General features: G+C 65.4%; 21 protein-coding genes. 3 read left to right on the top strand and 18 right to left on the bottom strand.

Features of this window, described 5'->3' with window-relative positions; translation table 11 throughout:
- Nucleotides 1-53 precede the first annotated feature (53 nt).
- Together argB and PRL19_RS08170 are read left to right on the top strand one after the other, a co-directional pair.
- Entirely contained in the window at nt 54-953 is a 900-nt protein-coding gene (gene argB, locus PRL19_RS08175) for an acetylglutamate kinase (protein WP_045982134.1), read from the top strand.
- A 91-nt stretch (nt 954-1044) separates the two neighbouring features.
- Entirely contained in the window at nt 1045-1563 is a 519-nt protein-coding gene (locus PRL19_RS08170; RefSeq protein ID WP_273742594.1) for a SixA phosphatase family protein, read from the top strand.
- A 36-nt stretch (nt 1564-1599) separates the two neighbouring features.
- Here PRL19_RS08170 and PRL19_RS08165 read toward each other — a convergent pair whose 3' ends face one another.
- From PRL19_RS08165 to rplO, 18 genes are all read right to left on the bottom strand, one after another.
- Nucleotides 1600-2385: an amino acid ABC transporter ATP-binding protein gene (locus tag PRL19_RS08165; protein WP_045982136.1), complete on the bottom strand. Its 786-nt coding sequence runs from the start codon at nt 2383-2385 to the stop codon at nt 1600-1602.
- An 11-nt stretch (nt 2386-2396) separates the two neighbouring features.
- Nucleotides 2397-3851 (bottom strand): amino acid ABC transporter permease, encoded by a 1455-nt coding sequence (locus PRL19_RS08160; protein ID WP_273742593.1) that lies wholly within the window; start codon nt 3849-3851, stop codon nt 2397-2399.
- 1 nt (nt 3852) lies between these two features.
- A complete protein-coding gene (locus tag PRL19_RS08155) occupies nt 3853-5109 on the bottom strand; it encodes an amino acid ABC transporter permease (RefSeq protein ID WP_245008363.1) in 1257 nt (418 codons plus the stop codon).
- Between the two features lie 120 nt (nt 5110-5229).
- Nucleotides 5230-6255, bottom strand: a complete 1026-nt coding sequence (locus tag PRL19_RS08150) for an amino acid ABC transporter substrate-binding protein (protein ID WP_045982139.1) — start codon at nt 6253-6255, stop codon at nt 5230-5232.
- A 170-nt stretch (nt 6256-6425) separates the two neighbouring features.
- Complete coding sequence (locus PRL19_RS08145; RefSeq protein WP_273742592.1) at nt 6426-7139, bottom strand: ATP12 family chaperone protein; 714 nt, start codon at nt 7137-7139, stop codon at nt 6426-6428.
- Nucleotides 7136-7792: an HAD-IA family hydrolase gene (locus tag PRL19_RS08140; RefSeq protein ID WP_273742591.1), complete on the bottom strand. Its 657-nt coding sequence runs from the start codon at nt 7790-7792 to the stop codon at nt 7136-7138. Before PRL19_RS08140 ends, PRL19_RS08145 begins: the two co-directional genes overlap by 4 nt.
- Complete coding sequence (locus PRL19_RS08135; RefSeq protein ID WP_273742590.1) at nt 7789-8844, bottom strand: RluA family pseudouridine synthase; 1056 nt, start codon at nt 8842-8844, stop codon at nt 7789-7791. The genes PRL19_RS08140 and PRL19_RS08135 overlap by 4 nt, the downstream gene beginning before the upstream one ends.
- Entirely contained in the window at nt 8841-9200 is a 360-nt protein-coding gene (gene crcB, locus PRL19_RS08130) for a fluoride efflux transporter CrcB (protein WP_273742589.1), read from the bottom strand. The genes PRL19_RS08135 and crcB overlap by 4 nt, the downstream gene beginning before the upstream one ends.
- A gap of 32 nt (nt 9201-9232) precedes the next feature.
- Complete coding sequence (locus tag PRL19_RS08125; RefSeq protein ID WP_273742588.1) at nt 9233-10549, bottom strand: replication-associated recombination protein A; 1317 nt, start codon at nt 10547-10549, stop codon at nt 9233-9235.
- Nucleotides 10550-10612: 63 nt separating this feature from the next.
- Nucleotides 10613-11203 (bottom strand): acyl-homoserine-lactone synthase, encoded by a 591-nt coding sequence (locus PRL19_RS08120; RefSeq protein WP_045982145.1) that lies wholly within the window; start codon nt 11201-11203, stop codon nt 10613-10615.
- Between the two features lie 61 nt (nt 11204-11264).
- Nucleotides 11265-11876 (bottom strand): helix-turn-helix transcriptional regulator, encoded by a 612-nt coding sequence (locus tag PRL19_RS08115; protein WP_045982146.1) that lies wholly within the window; start codon nt 11874-11876, stop codon nt 11265-11267.
- A 298-nt stretch (nt 11877-12174) separates the two neighbouring features.
- Complete coding sequence (rplQ, locus tag PRL19_RS08110) at nt 12175-12594, bottom strand: 50S ribosomal protein L17 (RefSeq protein WP_042247916.1); 420 nt, start codon at nt 12592-12594, stop codon at nt 12175-12177.
- 108 nt (nt 12595-12702) lie between these two features.
- The gene (locus PRL19_RS08105) at nt 12703-13719 is read right to left on the bottom strand and encodes a DNA-directed RNA polymerase subunit alpha (RefSeq protein ID WP_042247914.1); all 1017 of its coding nucleotides are present in this window, start codon (nt 13717-13719) and stop codon (nt 12703-12705) included.
- Nucleotides 13720-13833: 114 nt separating this feature from the next.
- Nucleotides 13834-14223: a 30S ribosomal protein S11 gene (gene rpsK / locus PRL19_RS08100; protein ID WP_042247912.1), complete on the bottom strand. Its 390-nt coding sequence runs from the start codon at nt 14221-14223 to the stop codon at nt 13834-13836.
- A 12-nt stretch (nt 14224-14235) separates the two neighbouring features.
- A complete protein-coding gene (gene rpsM / locus PRL19_RS08095; protein ID WP_045982147.1) occupies nt 14236-14604 on the bottom strand; it encodes a 30S ribosomal protein S13 in 369 nt (122 codons plus the stop codon).
- A gap of 155 nt (nt 14605-14759) precedes the next feature.
- The gene (locus PRL19_RS08090; RefSeq protein WP_371706120.1) at nt 14760-15335 is read right to left on the bottom strand and encodes an adenylate kinase; all 576 of its coding nucleotides are present in this window, start codon (nt 15333-15335) and stop codon (nt 14760-14762) included.
- 70 nt (nt 15336-15405) lie between these two features.
- Entirely contained in the window at nt 15406-16776 is a 1371-nt protein-coding gene (secY, locus tag PRL19_RS08085) for a preprotein translocase subunit SecY (RefSeq protein ID WP_045982149.1), read from the bottom strand.
- Between the two features lie 110 nt (nt 16777-16886).
- On the bottom strand, nt 16887-17366 hold the full coding sequence (rplO, locus tag PRL19_RS08080; RefSeq protein ID WP_273742587.1) for a 50S ribosomal protein L15: 480 nt from the start codon (nt 17364-17366) through the stop codon (nt 16887-16889).
- A 233-nt stretch (nt 17367-17599) separates the two neighbouring features.
- Between rplO and PRL19_RS08075 the strand changes: the two genes are divergently transcribed.
- Entirely contained in the window at nt 17600-18226 is a 627-nt protein-coding gene (locus PRL19_RS08075) for a hypothetical protein (RefSeq protein WP_127897946.1), read from the top strand.
- Nucleotides 18227-18285: the final 59 nt, after the last annotated feature.

The following is an 18285-nucleotide window of genomic DNA, read 5'->3' as shown; positions in this document are numbered from 1 at the left end:
CGTCCTAGGGTCCGCCCCGTCAGATCGGGGCCCCAAGGATGAGAACACAGAACATGAACCGTGACTGGATCGCCACCGCACGCACCCTATCCGAAGCCCTGCCCTATCTGCAGCGCTATTCCGGGGCGGTCGTCGTGGTCAAGTTCGGCGGAAACGCCATGGGCGACGACGAGGCGATGGCCGAATTCGCCCGCGACGTCGTGCTGATGAAGCAGGTCGGCATGAACCCGGTCGTCTGCCATGGCGGCGGGCCGATGATCAACGACCTGCTGGGTCGCCTTGGCATCGAGAGCCGCTTTGTCCGCGGCAAGCGCGTCACCACCAAGGAGACCGTCGAGGTGGTCGAGATGGTGCTGTCCGGCCTGGTGAACAAGCGCATCGTCCAGGCGATCAATGACGCGGGCGGCCGCGCGGTCGGCATCTCGGGCAAGGACGACGACATGATGGTGTGCGAGGCCGACGACCCGGAACTGGGTTTCGTCGGTCGCCCGGTCGAGATGAACGTCCAGATCATTCGCGACCTGTATACCGCCGGGATGATTCCGGTCATCGCCCCCGTCGCCACCGGCATGGAGGATAACGAGACCTTCAACGTCAACGGCGACACCGCGGCGGGGGCCATCGCCGGCGCGCTCAAGGCCGACCGCCTGCTGCTTTTGACCGATGTCGCGGGCGTCAAGGACGCGACCGGCCAGGTGGTCACGCAGCTGCATCCCGACCAGGTCCGCGCGATGATCGCCGACGGCCAGATCGCCGGCGGCATGATCCCCAAGACCGAGACCGCGCTGAAGGCGTTGGACGACGGGGTGCGTGCGGTGGTGATCCTGGACGGACGCGTGCCCAACGCCTGCCTGCTGGAGCTGTTCACCGAACACGGCGCCGGATCGCTGATCCGGACCACCGAACCGCGCGTGACCCCGCGCGGCCTGCGTCAGGTCGCCAGCAGCCTGTGATCGGGGCGCTGGCGAAGGGCGCTTGCCCCTTCGCCAGCGCCTGTGGCAGGCTGCCGAAACCGACAGCATGGCACAAAGAGGCAGCATTTTCATGACCCCACTTGGACACAGACGCCTGATCCTGACGCGTCATGCGAAATCGGCCTGGGACGATCCCACCCTGGACGATCACGACCGGCCGCTGAACGACCGCGGTCGCCGGTCCGCGCGCGCCCTGGGCGACTGGCTGGCCAGCCGCGGGTATGAACCCGAGGAGGTCCTGTGTTCGTCCTCGGCCCGCACGCAGGAAACCTGGTCCGTCATCGCCGGTGCTCCCCTCGAGGTACGGCCGCTGATGAGGATCGAGCCGGGCCTGTATCAGGCGGGCGCGGAAAAGATGATGGCGGTGCTGAAGACGGCGACGATGCCGACGGTGATGATGCTGGGCCACAACCCGGGCATTTCGGAATTCGCATCGATGCTGCCCGCGCGCCTGCCGATGGACCCGGATTTCCGCCGCTATCCGACCGGCGCAACGCTGGTGGTGGATTTCCAGATCGACAGCTGGGCCGACCTGCAGAAGGGTCAGGGCAGCGTGATGGATTTCGTGCGCCTGGACGGGCGCATCTGAGGATGTCCGGCGGGGGCTTTGCGCCCCCGCCGTCGATCAGTGACCCAGGATCTGGCTGAGAAACAGCTTGGTCCGCTCGGATTTCGGGTTGTTGAAGAAGTCGGTGGGATTGTTCTGCTCGACGATCTGACCCTGATCCATGAAGATCACCCGGTTCGCCACCGCCTGCGCAAAGCCCATTTCGTGGGTGACGCAGATCATGGTCATCCCCTCCTCGGCCAACTCGATCATGGTGTCCAGGACCTCCTTGATCATCTCGGGGTCCAGGGCGCTGGTCGGCTCGTCGAACAGCATGATCTTGGGCTGCATGCACAGCGACCGGGCGATGGCCACGCGCTGCTGCTGGCCGCCCGACAGCTGGCCCGGATATTTCCCGGCCTGTTCGGGGATCTTGACCTTTTCCAGGAACCGCATCGCGGTCGCCTCGGCCTGCTTGCGCGGCACCTTGCGCACCCAGATGGGCGCCAAGGTGCAGTTCTCCAGCACGGTCAGGTGCGGAAACAGGTTGAAGTGCTGAAAGACCATGCCGACTTCGGAACGGACCTTGTCGATGTTCTTGATGTCGCTAGTCAGTTCGACCCCGTCGACGACGATATGGCCCGCCTGATGCTCTTCCAGCCGGTTGATGCAACGGATCAGGGTGGATTTCCCCGACCCCGACGGACCGGCGATGACGATCCGTTCCCCCTTGTGCACGGTCAGGTCGATGTCGCGCAGGACGTGGAATGTGCCGTACCACTTGTTCATGTTGCGGATGTCGATGGCGACCTCGTCGCTGACGGTCATCTGGCTGCGGTCAATGCGGCGTTCGATGTGTTCCATAACCAGGGTCCTTACCTGTGGTCGCGTTGCAGGCGGCGTTCCAGATACATCGAGTATCGCGACATGCCGAAGCAGATGAGAAAGAAGATGGCGCCGACGAAGATGAACGGCTCCCAATAGATGCCTTTCCATTCGACATTGGCGCGCACCGCGTCCGACATGGATTTCAGCGGATCATAGAGCCCCACGAAGGTCACCAACGTCGTGTCCTTGAACATGCCGATGAAGGTCGACACGATTCCCGGAATCGAGATTTTCAGCGCCTGCGGCAGCACGATCAGGCGCTGCGCCTTCCAGTAGTCCAGGCCCAGGGCATCGGCGGCCTCGTACTGCCCCTTGGGCAGCGCGGCCAGACCGCCGCGGATCACCTCGGCCATGTAGGCGGCGGCGAAGATCGTCACCATGATGATGACGCGCAGGATGATGTCGAAATTGGTGCCCGGGGGCAGGAAGTAGTTCAGCAGCAGCGAAGCCACGAACAGCAGCGTGATCAGCGGCACGCCGCGGATGAATTCGATGAAGATCACCGCCAGCGACTTGATCAGGAACATGTCCGACTGACGCGCCAGCGCCAGAACGATGCCCAGGGGCAGTGACAGCGCGATGCCCGCCACGCCGATGGTCAGCGACAGCAGGAAGCCTCCGAAACGGTCCGACCGCACCGCGTCGATCGACAGCGGCAGCAGCGCCTCGGCATCGCGGGCCGCGTCACCTGCCAGCACCAGCCAGAACAACACCGTCACCAGGATCGCCACGACCGTCGCCAGCATCGGAGAGACGCGCGACAGCGCCCGCCAGGCAAGCCAGCCAAACAGGGGCCCGACCAGCACGAAGATCGGCCCCCAGAGGGTGCCGCCCCACAGGAACCATACGCCCAGCAGCGGATAGACCAGCGAGAAGGGCAGCATCCAGCTGATGTTGCGCTCTGATGCGACCAGTCCCGCGACAAGCACCGCGGCCGCGAAGATCAGCCAGCCCGCCGGTGCGCCCAGCACGACCATCGCCCACAGCGTGACGACGGCGGTGATGCCCAGCACCACGCGGCGGATCGACAGCGAGGCCGAGAACAGCACCGGCGCCAGCGCGACCATCAGCAGGCCGAAGGTCATCGTGGGCCGCCAGTACAGCTCGACCGGATAGAAGCCGAAGACGTACTGGTTCCAGCGTTCGCGGATCACCGCGAAACAGGCGCCGCGGGCGCCCTCGCCCCAGGTGGCCGCGATGATCGCGCGGCATTCGTTCAGGCTGGAGGCGTTCCAGACCGAATGGGCGAACCAGTCCCAGAAGGTCGAGACCAGGAACCAGATGATCAGCGCCCCCAGAAGGGTCAGCACCGTGTTGACCGGCCCCGAGAAGAGGTTCGTCCGCAGCCAGCGGATCGCCCCCGATTCGCGGACCGGCGGCGCGGCCGAGGGCAGCATGGTGTCGCGCACGAAGGGCACGGTCTGGGCGTGGGTGTCGCTCATCTCACCGCTCCTTCAGTTTGACGCGGGCGTTGAAGACGTTCATCCCGGCGGAAATGATCAGGCTGAGGGCCAGATAGGTCAGCATCATCAGCACGATGGCCTCCAGCTCGCGGCCGGTCTGGTTCAGCGTGGTCCCCCCCAGGGTGCCGCGCAGGTCCATGTAGCCCACGGCAATCGCCAGCGAACTGTTCTTGGTCAGGTTCAGGTACTGAGAGATCAGCGGCGGAATGATCACGCGCAGCGCCTGCGGCAGGATCACCAGGCTCATGGTGCGGTTCGGGCGCAGGCCCAGGGCGAATGCCGCCTCGGACTGGCCGCGGCTGACGGCCAGGATGCCGGCGCGCACGATCTCGGCGATGAAGGCGGCGGTGTACAGCGTCAGCGCCAGCCACAGCGCGACCAGCGAGTTCGACACGTTCAGCCCACCGGTGAAGTTGAAGCCCTGCAGCGTGGGCGGCTCCAGATGCAGGCCGAAATACCAGATCAGCAGCAGCGACGGCACGATCATCACCGCCAGCGACATCCACCAGGTGGTGGGCCGGCTGCCGGTGCGGTCCTGCACGTCCTGCGCCCAGGACGCGATCATGCGGCGTGCGAACCACCCCCCGACCAGCACCACGACAAAGGCGATGGTGGCCCAGTTGAAGGTGATGCGCGCGCCCAGGTCCAGGCTGCCCGGATCGTTCGTCATCGCCAGCGTGGGCAGCGCGGTATAGCGGTTCGTCAGCGCCACGTGGTCAAAGAGGATCATCCCCGATGTCGCGGCCTCGCCCCGGAAGGCGTTGGGCGGCGGCAGGATCTCGGTGAAGATCGCATAGACGATCAGGATCCACAGCAGCAGCGGCATGTTGCGGAAGATCTCGACAAAGACGGTCATCAGCCGGGCGAACAGCCAGTTCTTGGACAGCCGCGCCACGCCCACGATCACGCCCAGGACCGTCGCCGCGATGCAGCCCAGCACCGCCACGATCAGCGTGTTCAGCAGGCCCACGACCGATGCGCGCAGGTGCGAATCGTCGGCGGTATAGGGGATCGGCGTCTGCGGGATGTCATAGCCCGCGCGCTGGAACAGGAACCCGAAATCGAAGCTTTTGCCCATCAGGGCCAGGTTGCGGATCGTGTTGTCGACCAGCCACCAGGCGGCGGCCATGACCAGAATGAACACGATGACCTGAAATGTCAGGGACCGATACCGCTGGTCGTTGACCAGCATGCTCAGCCGGAACGGCGGTGTCGCCGTTGCCCGGATGTCCGTCATCTTTCTTACCCCTGTCGCCTGCCATCGGCTTTGCGCCGTTTTTCGCTTGGGCAGGATTATCGTTGATGGAGGGTCGGGGCCGGGCCCGTCATGGGTCCGACCCCCGGTCGTGTCAGCCGATCAGCGGAACGGCGGTGCGTAGAGCAGGCCGCCCTGGGTCCATTGCGCGTTCAGGCCGCGGGCCAGGCCGATCGGGGTCTGCTCGCCGATGTTGGCGGCAAAGATCTCGCCATAGTTGCCGCCCGCCAGGATGGCGCGACGCGCCCATTCGGCGTCCAGGCCCATCATCGCGCCCAGCTCGTCCGTGGTGCCCAGAAGGCGCTGGACCTCGGGGTTCTCGGACGACCGGACCAGCTCCTCGATGTTGCGCGAGGTCACGCCGTATTCCTCGGCGGCGATCAGCGCGTTCAGGGTCCAGCGGGCGATGTCGCCCCAGTTGCTGTCGCCGTGGCGCACGGCCGGCCCAAGCGGTTCCTTGGAGATGATCTCGGGCAGGATGATGTGGGTTTCCGGGTCGGCAAAGGCCGCACGGGTGGCCGCAAGGCCCGACGCGTCGGTGGTATAGGCGTCGCAGGCGCCGGCCATGTACTGCTGCTCGCCCTCGGCATTGCTGTCGATGTTGACGGGCGTGTAGGTCATGTTGTTGGCGCGGAAATAGTCGGCCAGGTTCAGCTCGGTCGTGGTGCCGGTCTGGATGCAGATCGTCGCGCCGTCCAGTTCCTTGGCCGAGGTCACGCCCAGATCGGACCGGACCATGAAGCCCTGGCCGTCGTAATAGTTCACCCCGATGAAATCCAGCTTCAGGTCGGTGTCGCGCGAATAGGTCCAGGTCGAGTTGCGGGCCAGGACGTCCACCTCGCCCGACGACAGCGCGGTAAAGCGCGTCTGGCCGGTGGTCGGCACGAATTTGACCTTGGCGGGATCGCCCAGGACGGCTGCGGCCAGCGCGCGGCAGAACGCGACGTCAAAGCCGGTCCAGTTGCCGCTGGCGTCGGGCGCCGCGAATCCGACCAGGCCGGTGTTGACGCCGCAGTTCAGTTCGCCGCGCTCCTTGACCTGGGCCAGCGTCGACCCCTCCTGGGCCATGCCCATGCCTGCCAGCAGGGTCGCCGCGGCCGCCGTCCCCAGGAAAACCGATTTTTTCATAGTTACCTCTGTGTTGGAGCGCCCGCGGCCGATCGGTCCGCGAACGCTGATGCGGACCCTTCGGGGGGGTCCTTGTCGGCATAGCACGACAGCGGCTGCCGTCCTATTAGGCGGTATTGTGCCGATACAAGTTGCCGCGTCAAGAACCCCGTCCGGTCGCGCAAGCGCTTTCAACCCCGGCGGGACAGGCTCCACAGCCGTTCTGCCGAAAGTATGGACAGGCGCCGGCCCTCGGCTGCCTCGGCCGCCTCTTCGTCCGCGCCCCATCGTTCGGCCTGGAAATCCTCGTCGATGCGGGACAGGCGGTGCGCCTCGGCTCCGTCGATGCGACCCTCGATCACCGCCAAGCCCAGGATCAGCGATCCTGGAATCGTCACCAGATCGTGCAGCGCGGTCAGCCCCCACTGGTCCTGCGCGCGTACACGCGCATGCAGGCGGTCCAGCGCACCCTGGTCCTGATCGATGGGAATCACCCCCTGCGTGACCCGCAGCGGCGCGTCCAGATGCCGGGCGGACCAGTCGATCAGCGGATCCCATTCGCGCGCCTGCAGGTCGATCAGCGATTGCGGATCGGTTGCCCGATAGGACAGCAGATCGGTGCCGCCATAATTGGCAAGCATGGCCGCGACCGCATCGAATTGCGGGGCCACCTTCTCTACGGCAGAGTTCACGGCGCGGGTCAGCGGCATGGTCTGCGGCGCGATCACCTCGCCCTGGGCCAGCCATTCGTCGGCCACGGCGCGGGCCAGCGCCTCGCTCGGCAGGACCAGCGCGTGCTTGCCGGGCGTCCGCAGGACGCGGCTGTCCAGCATGATCTCGAACCCGCCATCCGCGGGTCGCAGGTCCGCATCGGTCCAGAACCTGCGCGCCTTCCATTCGCTCATGCCGCCCACTCCTCGATGGCCGTTGTCAGTCCGGTGAAATCGTCCAGGATCCGGATCGCCCCGGCATCCTGCAGCGCATGCGCGGGGTGATAGCCCCAGCTGACGCCGAAACCGGCCAGCCCGGCCGCCCGCGCCATCTCCATGTCAAAGCTGGTATCGCCGACCATGACGGCGCGCCCGGCCTCGGTCCCCGTCTCGGCCAGGGCCGCGTGCAGCATCGAGGGATGCGGCTTGGAGGGATGCCCGTCCGCCGTCTGCAGGCTGAGGAACCGCCCCTGCAGACCGTGCGCCGCGATCATCGCATCCAGGCCCCGGCGCGACTTGCCCGTCGCCACCGCCAGCAGCAGGTCGTCGCGGTCGGCCAGCCGGTCAAGGCATTCCATCGCGCCCGGATACAGCGGCGCGGCACTGTCCAGCCGCGCGCGCATGAAGCTTTCCTTGTAGCCCGCCACGATCCGCGCCTGCGTGTCCGCATCGACGTCGGGCGCCAGCTGGGCGACCGCCACGGGCAGCGACAGCCCGACGATGGACAGGACCTGCGATTTCGGCAGCGGCGTCAGGCCGACCTGGTCGAAGGCAAAGCCCATCGCGTGGGTGATGTGGTTCTGGCTGTCGACCAGCGTGCCGTCGACGTCAAAGACGACCAGCCTCATGCGTCATCCGCAAACGGATCGTCGGGCACGTCGTTCTCGTGCCAGCCGACGGATTTCCAGGTCCTGCCCATATGGTCGGGCAAGGGCGCGGTGATGGTGATGCGTTTCTTGGTGATCGGATGGTCGAAGGTGATCGAGCGCGCGTGCAGGTGCAGCTTCTTGCTGATCTCTCCGCCCAGCTGGGCACCCCAGCCATCGCCCAGATTCTCTTGCCCCGATCCGCCGTACTTGCCGTCGCCCACGATGGGATGGCCCAGTTCGGCCATATGTGCGCGCAGCTGATGGGTGCGGCCCGTGATCGGTACCAGCGCGCACCAGCTGGCCCGCGTGGCCAGCGCGTCCAGTACGGCGTAATCGGTTGTGGCGCGTTTCGCGCCCTCGGTCGCGTCGATGTCGCGGGGGTGGACGGCGATCATCTTCTCGTTGTCGCCTCCCCGGCCCTGCCCGCCCTTGACCAGGCCATAGCGGATCGTGCCCATCCGCGGATGCGGCACGCCCGCCACCGCCGCCCAATAGATCTTGCGCGTGGTGCGCGACCGGAACGCCTCGGACAGGGCCCGCGCCATGCGGTCGGTCCGCGCCAGCAGCAGGACGCCCGACGTGTCCTTGTCCAGCCGGTGCACCAGCTTGGGACGCTCCTTGAACCCGAACAGCAGCGCGGTGGTCAGGCCGTCGACGTGACGCCCGCCCAGCCCGCTGCCGCCTTGGCTGGGCAGACCCGGCGGCTTGTTCAGCGCGATGATATGCTCGTCCTTCCACAGGACGGCGGCCTGGATCATCTCGGCATCGCTGTCGGTCACGCGCGGCCCAAGCGGGCGTTCGGACCGTTCGGCCGCGGGGCCGGGTTCGGGCAGCGGCGGCACGCGGACCTCCTGGCCCGGCGCGATGCGGATGGCGGCCTTGACGCGCCCCCCGTCGATGCGCAGCTCTCCCTTGCGGCACATCTTCTCGATGGCCACTTGCGACAGCTGCGGAAAGCGTTTCTTCAGCCAGCGATCCAGCCGCATCTCTGCGTCGTCGTCGCCGACAATGATGGTCTGCACGGCACTCATGCCCAAATCCCTCGTCCCAAGGCCAGTCCGGCCATCACGGCCGCCAGCGACAGCAGGACCGAAAGCCCCACATAGGCCAGCGCCATGACGCCCTGACCCCGTTCCCACAACGTCAGCACATCCAGCGAAAAGGCCGAAAACGTCGTGAATCCCCCCAGCACGCCGGTCAGCAGGAACGGCGCCCAGGCATTGCCCAGCCTGTGCGCCAGCAATGCGGCCAGCAGCCCCATCGCAAAGCTGCCCGCCACGTTGACCAGCAGCGTCGCCGACCATGCCAGCGGCATGACGCGATAGATGGCATAGCGGCAGGTCGCCCCAAGGGCCCCGCCAACGGCGACTTGCAGAAAGGGGTTCATGCGCGCGTCTGTGTGGCCCCGCGCGCGCAAAGTCAACCGCCGCGCTTCAGCCGCTGGCTGACGAACCAGTCCAGGCGGCGTTTCAGTTCGCGTTCGAACCCGCGTTCGACGGGCGTGTAGAGGACCGGGCGCTTCAGCCCGTCAGGGAAATAGTTCTGGCCGCTGAACCCGTCCTCGGCGTCGTGGTCATAGGCATAGCCCGCGCCGTATCCCTGCTCCTTCATCATCTTGGTGGGCGCGTTCAGGATATGGGCGGGGGGCATCAGGCTGCCGGTGCGCCGGGCCTCGGCCCGCGCGTTCTTGTAGGCCGCGTATCCAGCATTCGATTTCGGCGCCAGCGCCAGATAGATGACCGCCTGGCCAAGGGCCAGTTCCCCCTCGGGCGAACCAAGCCGCTCGTACAGCGCCCAGGCATCCAGGCAGTGCCGGGCGGCCGCAGGATCGGCCAGGCCGATATCCTCGATCGCCATGCGCGTGATACGCCGCGCCAGATAGCGCGGGTCCTCTCCCCCCTCCAGCATGCGCGCCAGCCAGTACAGCGCGGCGTCCGGGTCACTGCCCCGCACCGACTTGTGCAGGGCCGAGATCAGGTTGAAATGCTCCTCGCCCGACTTGTCGTACTTGGGCGCACGCTTGTTCAGACGTTTCGCCAAGGCGTCGGGATCGACCTTGCCCTCGACCTTCCAGGCGGCCACCTGCTCGATCAGGTTCAGCGCGGCACGGCCGTCGCCATCGGCCATCTCCAGCAGGGTGTCGCGCGCCTGCGCCGTCAGGGGCAGCTTGCGTCCCAGCTCGCGTTCCGCGCGTTGCGCCAGCAGCTCCAGATCCGCCAGCGTCAGACGCTCCAGCACGACGACCTGGGCCCGCGACATGACCGCGGCGTTCAGCTCGAAGGACGGGTTCTCCGTCGTGGCGCCGACCAGAAGGATCGTGCCGTCCTCCATATGCGGCAGAAAGCTGTCCTGCTGCGCCTTGTTGAACCGGTGGATCTCGTCGACGAACAGCAGCGTGGCGCGACCCTGGCTGCGCCGCAGGCGGGCAGCGTCAAAGACCTTCCGCAGGTCGGGCACGCCGGTAAAGATGGCGCTGATCTGCACGAATGCCAGATCGGTCTCGTCCGCCAGCAGGCGGGCGATGGTCGTCTTGCCGACGCCCGGCGGGCCCCACAGGATCAGCGACGACAGGCTGCCCGATGCCAGCATGCTGCCAAGCGGCCCGTCGGGGCCCAGCACCTTCGCCTGACCGATGACCTCGGACAGGCGGGCGGGTCGGATGCGGTCGGCCAGCGGCCTTGCCCCCGTCCCGGACGGGGGGTCTGCCTGCGGTGCGGTATCGAACAGATCTGCCATGATGCGCCCATTCTAGGCATGTCCGGGCAGGCGCGACAGCCCTGTTCGCAGGGCCATCGACAGTCAGTGCATCTTGGTGGCCAGGTCGATCGCCACGCACTGGAACTCGCCGTCGTCGATGAACAGCGGACGCCCCAGGGCGACGGCGGACAGGCCGCAGCGACCGTACCAGCGCGGCCAGTTCGACCCGGTCAGCGCGATCAGCTTGGTCGCGCCCATGTCACGGGCCGATCCGGTCATCGCCTCGACCATCTTGAAGTGCACCTTGCGCCGGTACATCTGCGGGATGGAGTGGCTGACGAACACGCGCGAGCATTCCCACACATGCGGGTCGACGGGCGCCTTCTCGAACAGCAGGTCCTGGGGAATGCTGCCGCCCAGGATCCCCTCCTGCGCGTCGCGGATCATGTAGGAATAGATGCCGCAGCGCGCGGTCGTCGGGGTCAGGCGGATTCCGGCCAGAACCTCGGTCCGGTCATGGATGGCGATCCAGCGGCTTTGCGGGGTGTCGTACTGGTCGAACTCCATATCCTCGGATTCGGGCAAATCCCAGTTCTTCTGGATAATGAAGCTCTGCTTGCGGGCGCGAAACAGGTTGGCAAACAATTCGCCGTGGTTGTGAAGATTTGAAAAAGAAAGTGTTGTCGTCTGCATCTGATACTCCTGGGGTGTGAGGGCACCCTTCCTCGCCTCGCGGACCCCTTGGGCGACACATCTACAGCAAACGGTATTCCTTGGCCCTCTGCAGCGCCTCGGCGGTCGTCCGCGCCTTCAGGCGTTCCCGGACAGAAATCAACCTTGCCTTGAACGCGCTTTCGGTAATGCCAAGCTTGGCAGCCGCTGCTGCATGACGATCCCCCTCCGCAATGCATCGAAGGGCTTCTTTCTGAGCCTTTGTCAGGCTCGCAGGCGGCTCGGTCATGTCGTGAAGCCGCCGTACCGTGGTCGAGATCTCCTCGATCTCGGCATCGGAAAGTTCGCGATCAGCGCGCGCGAAGGACGCGATGGTGCGCGATGCGATCGGACCGTGGGACACGGTCAGACCGAAGATCAGCCCGTGATCGGCGGCATCCTTGAGGATGTTGAACGGGTCTGGGATCGGCAGCGCGGACCACCGGCAGGCGCCGGTCGTCGAGAACCCCCAGGCGATTGTCGGATCGCGCAGGGCATAGCCGTTCTGGGAATAGAATTCCGACCATTTTTCGTCATAGGTCTGAAACTGCATCAGCGGTGCAGCGAAACGGATATGCAGCCCCACGAAATAGCCGGACAGGGCATGCTTGCCCAGCTTTCGGAGATCTGCATTTATGTCTGCACGAGATGACATGGCTTTTTGGATATGTTGAAATGATTGAGGTCAAGGTTCAAACAAGTTGTGACCCATCGAAGTTTCGATTTGGTTAACGTCCTCGGCTTCGCGATAAAATACATCACCCTCCCTCGCGGAATCGGCGCTTCGCTCACCAACATTCCGTCCGTGGATGATACATACGCGAAGCCACTCGCGGAAGGTGAAGAATTTTTCGTTCCTCTACGTCAACGCGTTTTGGCTGTGCTAAATTAGCAAACCCCGCCGCAATCTCTTGCGACGGGGTCTAAATCACTGGCCCATCCGGGCTGCGCGATCAGTCTTCGGCAGTGAATTCCGATTCCAGGCGCGCACGGTCGGCGGCACCCTTGGCGCTGGTGTCGCGGTCGACCAGTTCGATGATCGCCATCGGCGCCATGTCGCCATAGCGGAAGCCGGCCTTCATGATGCGGACATAGCCACCCTGGCGGTCCTTGTAACGCTCACCCAGAACGTCGAACAGCTTGGCGACATGCATGTCCTGCTTCAGCTGGGCGTTCGCCTGACGGCGGGCGTGCAGATCGCCACGCTTGGCCAGCGTGATCAGCTTCTCGACGATCGGACGCAGTTCCTTGGCTTTCGGCAAGGTGGTCTTGATCTGCTCGTGCTCGATCAGCGAGCCGGACATGTTGGCGAACAGCGCCTTGCGGTGTTCGTGGGTACGGTTGAGGCGGCGATAGCCACGGGCGTGACGCATGATGATCTCCTACAGCGTGTTTTGCTTTGTCCGGCGGCCCATGCGTGCGGGCCGCTCTCCTTGGGGCAGATGCCCGGTAGTCAGCGGGGGTCACCCCCCGCCGTGATCTCAGAACTGGTCGTCGAAACGCTTGGCCAGGTCCTCGATGTTTTCCGGCGGCCAGTCGACCACGTCCATGCCCAGATGCAGGCCCATGCCCGACAGCACTTCCTTGATCTCGTTCAAGGACTTGCGGCCGAAGTTCGGGGTCCGCAGCATCTCTGCCTCGGTCTTCTGGATCAGGTCGCCGATATAGACAATGTTGTCGTTCTTCAGGCAGTTCGCCGAGCGGACCGACAGCTCAAGCTCGTCGACCTTCTTCAGCAGGCGCGGATCAAATTCCAGGCCATCGTCGCTGTCCTGGCGGTTCGCGGCTTCCGGCTCGTCGAAGTTGACGAACACGGACAGCTGATCCTGAACGATGCGCGCGGCATAGGCCACGGCGTCTTCCGGCGTCAGCGACCCGTCGGTCTCGATCTTCATGGTCAGCTTGTCATAGTCCAGCACCTGGCCCTCACGGGTGGGCTGCACCTCATAGCTGACGCGCTTGACCGGAGAAAAGATCGCGTCGATCGGGATCAGGCCGATGGGAGCATCCTCGGGACGGTTCTTGTCGGCAGCGACATAGCCCTTGCCCGTCTGCACGGTCAGTTCCATGTTCAACTCGGCGCCGTCATCCAGATGGCAGATGACGTGGTCACGGTTCAGAACCGTGATGCCGGCCGTTTCCTGGATGTCGCTGGCCTTAACCTCGCCCGGACCCTTGGCGGACAGCGTCAGGCGCTTGGGGCCCTCGACGTCCATCTTCAGCGTGACGCCCTTCAGGTTCAGCACGATGTCGGTCACGTCCTCGCGGACGCCGGCGACGCTGCTGAACTCGTGCAGGACGTTGTCGATCTGCACGGCCGTGATGGCACCGCCCTGCAGTGACGACATCAGCACCCGGCGTAGCGCGTTGCCAAGCGTCAGGCCGAAGCCCCGCTCCAGCGGCTCGGCGACCAGGGTGGCCGTGCGGGTCGCGTCGGCGCCCGGCTTGACGACCAGCTGAGTCGGCTTGATCAGTTCGGCCCAGTTCTTGTGGATCATGGATTTTCCTCCATACTTGCTTCCTGCCCATGACCGTGGCCGGAAACGCCCGAGGTGAAATGCGAAAGTCCGGCCCATGCGCGGACGCACGGGCCGGTCAATGATGATCCAGGATCAGACGCGACGGCGCTTGGGCGGGCGGCAGCCGTTATGCGCGATCGGCGTCACGTCACGGATGGCCGTGATGTTGAAGCCGGCAGCGGCCAGCGCGCGCAGAGCCGATTCGCGGCCCGAACCGGGGCCCTGGACTTCGACGTCCAGCGTGCGGACGCCGTGTTCCTGCGCCTTGCGGCCGGCATCTTCGGCAGCCATCTGGGCGGCGTAAGGGGTCGATTTGCGCGAACCCTTGAAGCCCATCGTGCCGGCCGAGGACCAAGCGATGGCGTTGCCCTGGACGTCCGAGATCAGGATCTTGGTGTTGTTGAAGCTGGAGTTCACATGCGCAACGCCGGTGGCGATGTTCTTGCGTTCCTTGCGCTTCATGCGGGTCTTGTCACGTGCCATGTCGCTTGCCCCTTATTTCTTCTTGCCGGCGATCGGCTTGGCCGGGCCCTTGCGGGTGCGCGCATTGGTATGCGTGCGCTGACCGCGGACCGGAAGGCCGCGACGGTGGCGAAGACCGCGATATGAGCCCAGGTCCATCATGCGCTTGATGTTCATCTGGACTTCGCGGCGCAGGTCGCCCTCGACGGTCAGGTTGGCATCGATGTATTCGCGGATGGCCAGGACTTCTGCGTCCGACAGATCGTTGATGCGGCGCGACGTGTCGATGCCAGTCGCTTCGCAGATCTGAGCGGCGTACAGGTCGCCGATGCCGTGGATATAGGTCAGAGCGATGGGGACGCGTTTCCCCGTCGGAATGTTGACGCCAGCAATACGAGCCACGCGTTTTCCTTTTCAGTTGCGGTTCCGTAACGCCGGAACCTTTTTTCACAACGCAAGGCCCGAAAGCTGTGCCTCCGGGCCAAATCGATGGTCCACCCGCGATCCGGGTGATTCTCTTGCGAGATGACGTGAACTAGCGGCAGATCGCCGCGTCGTCAAGCAGGCAGCTTTGCCGCGATCTGGGCGGCGACCTGCTCCATCGGTGCCATGCCGTCGACGGTCTGCAGGTTGCCCTTGGCGTAGTAGTATCCCAAGAGCGGCGCGGTCTTCTTGTAGTATTCGCGCAGGCGGTCGGCAAAGACCTCGGGGGTGTCGTCGCGGCGCACCGGCTGACCAGCGGCGCGCGATTCCTCGGCGCGCTTGACGATCCGTCCGACCAAGGCCTCGTCATCGACCTGCAGCTCGATCACCGCATCCAGCGCCATGCCGGATTCGGCCAGAAGGCGCCCCAAGGCATCCGCCTGAGCCAACGTCCGGGGGAAGCCGTCGAAGATGAAGCCCTTGCCGCCCTTCTCAAGCTGCTCGCGGATCAGGCCGATGACGATCTCGTCCGTGACCAGTTCGCCCCGGTCCATGACCTCAGCGACGCGGCGGCCCATTTCGGTCCCCGACGACCGGGCGGCACGCAGCATGTCCCCGGTGGACAGCTGGACAAGGCCCTTGTCGGCCACAAGGCGCCCGGCTTGGGTTCCCTTGCCGGCACCCGGCGGCCCCAACAGGATGATGTTGATGGTCATGGCGTCTGTCCCCCTCAGGTGGCCATTGATGCGGCCTTGTCGTGTCGTCGGTACGGTCGCGCCCTCAGCGGCGCGACGGCAGGCGGCGCGGCTTGGCGGTACCCGGCTTGCGCTTGCCGCGCAGCTGGGATTTTTCGATCAGCCCCTCGTACTGGTGCGCCAGCAGGTGGCTCTGAACCTGGTTGATCGTGTCCATCGTCACCGACACCACGATCAGAACCGAAGTTCCGCCCAGATAGACCGGGATCGAGAACTGGTCGCGCAGGATCTCGGGCATCAGACACACCAGTGCCAGATAGGCAGAGCCGATCACCAGCAGGCGGTTCACCACGTAATCAAGATAGTCCTGGGTCCGCTTGCCCGGACGGATGCCCGGAATGAAGCCGCCCTGGTTCTTCAGATTCTCGGCCACGTCATCGGTCTTGAACGAGACGTTCTGCGTGTAGAAATACGTGAAGAACACGATCATCGCCGCGAAGAACAGCAGGTACAGCGGTTGGCCGGGCCCGAAATAGGCCAGGATCACCGACATGATCGGACCGGTCTCGTTCCCCGAGAAGGTCGAGATGGTGATCGGCAGCAGCAGCAGTGAGCTGGCGAAGATCGCCGGGATCACGCCCGCGGGGTTCACCTTGACCGGCAGGTGGCTGGTCTGACCGTCATAGACCTTCATGCCGACCTGGCGCCGGGGATACTGGATGCGGATCTTGCGCAGCGCGCGTTCCATGAACACGACGAAGGCGATGATCGCCACCAGCATCACGATCACGAACAGGATCACCGGGGTCGAGATGGCGCCCGTGCGGCCCTGCTGGAAGAAGGTGGCCAGCGCGGCCGGGATTTCGGCCAGGATGCCCACGAAGATGATCAGCGAGATGCCGTTGCCGACGCCGCGTGCGGTGATCTGTTCGCCCAGCCACATCAGGAACATGGTTCCGCCGACCAGGGTGATGACCACCGATGCCTGGAAGAACAGGCCGGGTTCATGCGCCAGGCCGCCGGCCTCCAGGCTGCGTGCCAGGCCGTATGCCTGGAACAGCGCCAGCGCCACGGTGCCGTAGCGGGTGTACTGGTTGATCTTCTTGCGGCCGGTCTCGCCTTCCTTCTTCAGCTGCTCCAGCGACGGGACCATCGAGGTCAGCAGCTGCACGATGATCGAGGCCGAGATGTAGGGCATGATGCCAAGGGCAAAGACACCCATCCGGCCAAGCGCGCCGCCGGTGAACATGGACAGCATGCCGCCGATGCCCGTCGAGGCCTGCTCCATGAAGTTGCGCAGCGCCGCGCCGTCGATGCCGGGCACCGGAATATAGGTGCCGATGCGGTACATGATCAGCACGCCGATCGTGAACCAGATCCGCTGGCGAAGTTCCGTGGCCTTGCCGAGCTGCCCCCAGGAGAGGTTCGCGGCCATCTGTTCTGCGGCTGACGCCATGCTGTTTATGTCCCGTGTCATGACAGCGCCGCCGACCCGTTTTCGCGGGGACCGGCGGCGCCTGAAAACCTAGATGCTATCTATGGGGCAGGAAAGCCCCCTTCAACAGCTTATTCGGCCGCCGCTTCGCGCGCTGCCGGCAGGTTGACCTTGCCGCCCGCCTTCTCGACCGCGTCGATCGCGGCTTTCGAGGCACCGGTGACGGTGATGGTCATGCCCGACTTCAGCTCGCCCGTGGCCAGCAGACGGATGCCGTCCAGCTTGCGGCGGACCAGACCCGATGCGACCAGCGCGTCTTCGGTCAGCTCTGCCTTGCCGTCGATCTTGCCCGCATCGATGAAGCCCTGGATCTGGCCCAGGTTCACGACGGCGAACGACTTTGCGTTCGGCTTGCTGAAGCCGCGCTTGGGCAGGCGGCGGTACAGCGGCATCTGGCCGCCTTCGTATCCGCCCAGGGCGACGCCCGAACGCGACTTCTGGCCCTTGATACCCCGGCCGGCGGTCTTGCCCTTGCCCGAGCCCGGACCACGCGCAACGCGCTTCTTCGAGCGGTTCGCGCCATCATTGTCGCGGATTTCATGCAGTTTCATGTCGCTTCTCCTTGCCGGACACTCCCTCGAAGCGAAACAGGGGGCCACGGCTTTTCTTGCTTGTTGAATCACTGTGCCATTGAGCACCGGGGCCCTATACGCGCAATGCCCGCATCTTTCAAGCGATCCCGCCACAGGGGCGTTGCCAATCACGCCCGACACCATCTTGTGTCTTGAGTGGCGCGCCCCCCTGCCCCACGCATGGGCCATCCCCGATACTACCGGAAGTTGCCATGCCCCGCCTTGCCCTGATCCCCGTCCTTGCCCTGCTCTCCGCCCTGCCGGCCGCGCCCGTCGCCGCGCAGGAGGCAGAGCCGACCTTCTGCACCGCCCGCATCAATGACCGCGATGTCGTCATGGGCTATGACAAGGCCGAGGCGCGGCTGTCGGACACCTATTCGCGCCGCGAACAGCTTGCCACCCGCATCGGGCGCCACGACTGCCCCAGCTATGTCGTCCTGCGCAGCCTGACGCCCGAACTGACGGACGAGGAACGCCTGCCCTTCTGCCTCCGCTTCGACAAGGCCAGCGAATCGGTGATGGGCTATGACCTGGGGGCGCGGGATGCCTGGGGCGTGTGCCGCAGCCAGACCCGCGCCGTCTGCCGCCGCGTGAACCAGACGACCGCCGCCGCGGGGGCGCTGTCGGGTGCCGCGGCCCGACGGTCAGTGCAGGGGCTGCAGGCGCTGCCCGATGCGTCCGGGGCCGTGATCCTCAGCGGCGCGGGCACGGCGGTGTCCGGGGCCCTGGCCTCGCTTGGCGGTGCGGCAGCGGCGGTCGCGGCCTCTCCGGTGCTGCTGACCGGGGCTGCGGTATCGGTCGTGGCGGTGGGCGGCACGCTCTATGCCTGCCGCGAATAGCGCTGAAACGCAAAACGCCCCGCAATGGCGGGGCGTTTCACTGTCCTGACCGCGGGGGA

The sequence above is a fragment of the Paracoccus marcusii genome, from assembly GCF_028621715.1.
Classification (GTDB): Bacteria; Pseudomonadota; Alphaproteobacteria; order Rhodobacterales; family Rhodobacteraceae; genus Paracoccus; species Paracoccus marcusii.
This window is presented reverse-complemented; position numbering and strand designations above follow the sequence as displayed.

Bases quoted from the DNA above. Each gene is read 5' to 3' on its own strand.
- PRL19_RS08150 (WP_045982139.1), bottom strand. From the start codon at position 6,255: ATGAAAAAATCGGTTTTCCTGGGGACGGCGGCCGCGGCGACCCTGCTG.
- PRL19_RS08125 (WP_273742588.1), bottom strand. From the start codon at position 10,549: ATGGCAGATCTGTTCGATACCGCACCGCAGGCAGACCCCCCGTCCGGG.
- PRL19_RS08170 (WP_273742594.1), top strand. From the start codon at position 1,045: ATGACCCCACTTGGACACAGACGCCTGATCCTGACGCGTCATGCGAAA.
- PRL19_RS08165 (WP_045982136.1), bottom strand. From the start codon at position 2,385: ATGGAACACATCGAACGCCGCATTGACCGCAGCCAGATGACCGTCAGC.
- PRL19_RS08160 (WP_273742593.1), bottom strand. From the start codon at position 3,851: ATGAGCGACACCCACGCCCAGACCGTGCCCTTCGTGCGCGACACCATG.
- PRL19_RS08075 (WP_127897946.1), top strand. From the start codon at position 17,600: ATGCCCCGCCTTGCCCTGATCCCCGTCCTTGCCCTGCTCTCCGCCCTG.
- rplO (WP_273742587.1), bottom strand. From the start codon at position 17,366: ATGAAACTGCATGAAATCCGCGACAATGATGGCGCGAACCGCTCGAAG.
- PRL19_RS08155 (WP_245008363.1), bottom strand. From the start codon at position 5,109: ATGACGGACATCCGGGCAACGGCGACACCGCCGTTCCGGCTGAGCATG.
- PRL19_RS08145 (WP_273742592.1), bottom strand. From the start codon at position 7,139: ATGAGCGAATGGAAGGCGCGCAGGTTCTGGACCGATGCGGACCTGCGA.
- PRL19_RS08140 (WP_273742591.1), bottom strand. From the start codon at position 7,792: ATGAGGCTGGTCGTCTTTGACGTCGACGGCACGCTGGTCGACAGCCAG.
- PRL19_RS08120 (WP_045982145.1), bottom strand. From the start codon at position 11,203: ATGCAGACGACAACACTTTCTTTTTCAAATCTTCACAACCACGGCGAA.
- PRL19_RS08135 (WP_273742590.1), bottom strand. From the start codon at position 8,844: ATGAGTGCCGTGCAGACCATCATTGTCGGCGACGACGACGCAGAGATG.
- rplQ (WP_042247916.1), bottom strand. From the start codon at position 12,594: ATGCGTCACGCCCGTGGCTATCGCCGCCTCAACCGTACCCACGAACAC.
- argB (WP_045982134.1), top strand. From the start codon at position 54: ATGAACCGTGACTGGATCGCCACCGCACGCACCCTATCCGAAGCCCTG.
- rpsK (WP_042247912.1), bottom strand. From the start codon at position 14,223: ATGGCACGTGACAAGACCCGCATGAAGCGCAAGGAACGCAAGAACATC.
- PRL19_RS08115 (WP_045982146.1), bottom strand. From the start codon at position 11,876: ATGTCATCTCGTGCAGACATAAATGCAGATCTCCGAAAGCTGGGCAAG.
- PRL19_RS08105 (WP_042247914.1), bottom strand. From the start codon at position 13,719: ATGATCCACAAGAACTGGGCCGAACTGATCAAGCCGACTCAGCTGGTC.
- crcB (WP_273742589.1), bottom strand. From the start codon at position 9,200: ATGAACCCCTTTCTGCAAGTCGCCGTTGGCGGGGCCCTTGGGGCGACC.
- secY (WP_045982149.1), bottom strand. From the start codon at position 16,776: ATGGCGTCAGCCGCAGAACAGATGGCCGCGAACCTCTCCTGGGGGCAG.